7 protein-coding genes are annotated in these 3985 nt (G+C 62.0%); 5 read left to right on the top strand and 2 right to left on the bottom strand.

The window, feature by feature from the left end; genetic code table 11:
• Positions 1–157: 157 nt before the first annotated feature.
• Together VBE63_RS25575 and VBE63_RS25570 are read left to right on the top strand one after the other, a co-directional pair.
• Entirely contained in the window at positions 158–442 is a 285-nt protein-coding gene (locus tag VBE63_RS25575; protein ID WP_323685824.1) for a toxin-antitoxin system TumE family protein, read from the top strand.
• Positions 439–798: a transcriptional regulator gene (locus tag VBE63_RS25570; RefSeq protein ID WP_323685823.1), complete on the top strand. Its 360-nt coding sequence runs from the start codon at positions 439–441 to the stop codon at positions 796–798. Before VBE63_RS25575 ends, VBE63_RS25570 begins: the two co-directional genes overlap by 4 nt.
• A 199-nt stretch (positions 799–997) precedes the next feature.
• Here the strand turns inward: VBE63_RS25570 and VBE63_RS25565 are convergent, their stop codons facing one another.
• Together VBE63_RS25565 and VBE63_RS25560 are read right to left on the bottom strand one after the other, a co-directional pair.
• The gene (locus VBE63_RS25565; protein ID WP_323685822.1) at positions 998–1510 is read right to left on the bottom strand and encodes a DUF3368 domain-containing protein; all 513 of its coding nucleotides are present in this window, start codon (positions 1508–1510) and stop codon (positions 998–1000) included.
• Complete coding sequence (locus VBE63_RS25560; RefSeq protein WP_323685821.1) at positions 1507–1773, bottom strand: UPF0175 family protein; 267 nt, start codon at positions 1771–1773, stop codon at positions 1507–1509. The genes VBE63_RS25565 and VBE63_RS25560 overlap by 4 nt, the downstream gene beginning before the upstream one ends.
• 115 nt (positions 1774–1888) lie before the next feature.
• Here VBE63_RS25560 and VBE63_RS25555 point away from each other — a divergent pair, with 115 nt between their 5' ends.
• The 3 genes from VBE63_RS25555 to VBE63_RS25545 form a co-directional block, all read left to right on the top strand.
• Positions 1889–2305 (top strand): four helix bundle protein, encoded by a 417-nt coding sequence (locus tag VBE63_RS25555; protein WP_323685820.1) that lies wholly within the window; start codon positions 1889–1891, stop codon positions 2303–2305.
• Between the two features lie 49 nt (positions 2306–2354).
• A complete protein-coding gene (locus tag VBE63_RS25550; RefSeq protein ID WP_323685819.1) occupies positions 2355–2924 on the top strand; it encodes a hypothetical protein in 570 nt (189 codons plus the stop codon).
• 346 nt (positions 2925–3270) lie between these two features.
• A partial coding sequence (locus VBE63_RS25545) for a PEP-CTERM sorting domain-containing protein (protein ID WP_323685818.1) occupies positions 3271–3985 on the top strand: 715 nt, incomplete at its 3' end.

Raw genomic sequence — 3985 nt, 5'->3', positions numbered from 1 at the left:
CGTGGCGATGATGCTGAGATCGCGCATCCCGGCCATGGCCATGTTGAGCGTGCGTGGGATGGGTGTGGCGGTCAGCGTCAGCACGTCGACCTCGGCGCGTAGGGAGAGCCTGATGCACTGCATGGCATCAGGCCAGAGTTTCAACTAAGATCTTGCAATGGCGGCTAGTTTACTTGCCCATGCGAAAGAGATTCGTGATGATGGCTCCATCGTCGAGATGGTGGTTTGGGAGCTGTCAGAACCGCTGCCGCCCTGCCGGCATCGTTACAAGTATCGATTGTTTTTCGGAACGAGCAACAGCTGCCAGGTGCGTTACGACAACGAGCGCGGTAAGGGAGATCATCGGCATCTTGCCGATGAGGAGCAGCCTTATGTGTTCACAACGATTGAGCAACTGATCGCGGATTTTCGCGCCGATATCGCTCGCTGGAGTCGCCGATGAAAGCCATTATCGAGGTTGGCCGCCGTGGCTCGATCTTTGATACCGTTGCCGGCCATTTGGCCGACGGCCGAGCGGGCCGGCCGGTCGATTATCGGCTCAGCTTCGAATCGACGCAGACGCTGTTTGCCGAGGTCACAGCCGAGCGGTTGGAGCTTCTGGATTGCCTGCGGCGCATGGGTCCTTGCCGCGCCGAGGAACTCGCCGCTCAGTGGTCTGCCGCAAGCGATCCCACCCTGTTTGCGCGGCATCTCGATCGCCTCGAAACCCTTGGCCTGTTGGAGCGTGGAGACGACGGAACGCTCTCTGTTCCTTTTGCGTCGATCGAGATCATCTTGCCGTTGGCAAGGGTTGCCTAGCCCGACTGGATCGACCGAAGTCTAGCGCTTGGGCAGGAGCTTTAGCAGGGGTTGTTGACGGCTCAACGCCTCCTTCACGCCGAGCGGTGAGTCCTACTCGAAGAGGGGAACGTCGACGAGTGTTGCGGCTTCAAAGTAGGTTCCGATCGCCACGCCCGGCTCGCTATGGACCAGGCGTCGGATGTTGATCGCACCGACGTCAACGCGCTCGGCGAGCAGGTTCCGAGACTTGACATGTATCTATCCGGCGACGCACGGCCTCGATGACCTCCTGTGAGACGCGAAAGTTGGTTTTCTCGATCAGATCTTGAACAGTCATCTCGAAGTCGAGCCAACCGCGTTGTGCGGCGTCGGCAATGATGCCCAAGGTGCCGCTGACCCGCAGCTTTGCGTTGGTCGCGACCCTTCTTCCGAGACGCTCGTCGATCAAGAGCAGCTTGGCGTTGCGCGCAAGCGCGAGTCGAATGGCGGCTGCTTCGCCCGGATCAAGTCGTTCCAGCCCAGGCGTCGACGCTGCTGATAGGCGGTCGATGCTGAGCCAGCCGGGTGGGTTGCGCATGAAGGTCCGTAGCGCTTCGGGAGAACCTGAGTGACGACACTCATCAGCGACCTCAGGAGGGATCAGCAGCTGACCGAAGCGCCGGGGCAAGAGGTCGACTTGACCAAGGGTGACCAGATAGCGCAGAACCGAGGTGTCACCGACGACCGTCACGGCTGCGGCACTTTGCCCAATCCATCAAGGTCTTCCGCAACCTCGTCAAAGGTTGGCGCAGGCCAAGCATCGTGTTTCGACAGGAAGGATTCAGTGTCCCAGAGAGACGCATGCCCTAAGAGTTGAGCCACTTCGGCGCGTGACAAAGTGCCGGTCCGATAAGCCTGGACGGCAAAGCCCTCCAGCACCGCACGGGGCAAATCTGTGCAGACCGCTTCGAGGCGCTGCTGCAGTGGATCGGGAATGTTGAGCGTCAAGGTCATGTCGGTTGCCTGATTTCAATGCTGTCGCGGGTCGTGGATAGGGTCGCGCTGACGACGCTCCAAGGCAACGCTTCCGCCGATGAAGAAGATAGACGATTTCACGGGTATTCGACTCATGGCCCGCTACGAGCACCTCCCCATCTATAAGCAGGCGATGGATGTCGCCGTGCACTTCGAGACCATCGTCGCGGGATTTTCGCGCTACCATAAGCACACGCTGGGCACGGACTTGCGGAACCAGAGCCGCGCCATCGTCGTGCTGATCATCCAGGCAAACGGTGAGCGCGACAAGGCGGCGAAGCTGCGCGAGCTGCGTCTGGCGCTGGAGGAGCTGCTGGTGTTGATTCGGCTTGCCAAGGAGGTGAAGGCCTTCAAGAGTTTTGCGGCCTACCAGTTCGTCGTCGAACAGATGGCCTCGGTTTGCAGACAAAACGAGGGCTGGCTGCGCAGTCTCGCGGCTGGCGAGGGTGAGGACGCACGGGGGCCAGAAGTCGGCCGGCGGCGATCGCGCCGGTCGGCGCGTGCCGATTGATCCTTGTGCGCCCGCGCCGCCGGCCCCTGCCGATCAGGTCGGGGCCGGCATGACGAACAGGGCGGGATACCCCCGTCGTGAACGGCTGCGTCCAGTCAGCGACGGGATCGACTTTCTCGGCTACATCGTGCGCCGTGACTACCAACTGGCCCGCCGGCGCGTCGTGACCCATTTGCACCAGCGTCTGCGCGGGTTCGAGGCCGAACTCGTTAGCACCGGCCGTTATCTGCGCCGCTACCGCTTCGAGCCGCTATTGCTTGATGCCTTGCACGCCAACCTCGCCTCCTATCTCGGACATCTGCGCCAGGCCGATACTTTTCATCTGCGCGAGGTGCTGTGGGCGCGCTATGACTTCCTGCGTCAGTATTTCTCCTTCGATCCGGCCAGCGCGCGGCTCACGCGCCGCGACCAGCCGCACAAGGGACTGACCTCGGTGTGCGCGCAATACGCCTGGTTTCGCCGGGCCTATCCGGACGGTGTCCTGAACCGACGCCGCGCACGCTATGGCTTTCCGCTCGCGCGGGCGCGGGCTTATGCGCGCAGGCTGCTCAAAGCGGGCCGGTGCGTGCTGGTAGTTGCGCAGACCGACCAAGTTTGGACCGGAGTGCGGGAACGGTGAGTGGTCTGGCGGCTGGAGCCACTGCTGCCGGTGGTGTCGCCATGCATTGGCCAGCGTACCAGCGGGACTGTCGAGAAATTTGACAGTTGTGAATGAGCGTCGGTGATGAATGGGCGGGCTCATCCCCTTTTTCGGAGTGTCGCTATGGCGAAGTACCTGGAAAATAGGAGGATATCCGGGAAAGGGGCAAGGGCTGCATGAAACTTGCTTGGCTTGGGCCGGTGCAATGCCGCTGTTGGTGTTACGAGAAGCACAGGGGCGGCGTGCCGACAGCGTTTAGATTGCAGTTTCAGGTTTCATTAACACGCAAAGGAGCTTTTTCCCTGATGATGTTTCAACGCACGCGATGGGTCTCGAGCGTCTGCGGCGCGGCGCTTTGGGCGCTGGCCAGCGCGCCGCAGGCCGGTTGGATACAAGATTCGACCTACAGCGATCTCTGGGTGGGCGACGCGGCGCACACAGCGGGCTGGTCTACGATGCCGCCCAGGAGCTGACCTGGCTGCAGGATGCCAACTATGCCATAACCAGCGGTTATGACACCGACGGGCGCATGACCTGGGGTGCCTCGGTCACCTGGGCAGATCAGTTGGTCTTTGGCGGCTGGGATGACTGGCGGCTGTGGAGCGTGACCGACACCGGCTCCAGTGGTTGTAACCGGAGCATAAGCGGCACCGACTGCGGCTACAACATCGACACGGCGACCAGTGAGCTGGGCCATCTATGGTATGAGACGCTTGGGAACCTGGCGTATTACGACACCAACGGGAATGGCCCCCAGTCTGGCTGGGGTCTTCAGAACACCGGCCCGTTCCAGAACTTTGACGATGGCCTGTACTGGTCTGGTACGGAGTACGCGCCCATTTCCTACAACGCGTGGGTCTTCTCCGCCTACTACGGCTACCAGCAAGCCTTCGTCAAGAGCGCCCTCGAGTTGCAGGCCTGGGCGGTTCGCCCCGGACAAGTCGACGTCGCCGCCCTGGATGCGCAGCCGGTGCCCACGCCCGGTACCCTGTGGCTGGCGGGCGCGGGGCTCTTGGGCCTGAGCCTGCGGCGGCGTTGGG

Source organism: Lamprobacter sp., from assembly GCF_034860625.1.
In the GTDB taxonomy this organism is placed as follows: Bacteria; Pseudomonadota; Gammaproteobacteria; order Chromatiales; family Chromatiaceae; genus Lamprobacter.
Note: the sequence above shows the minus strand (reverse complement) of the source record. Positions and strands in the feature narration are given on the sequence as shown.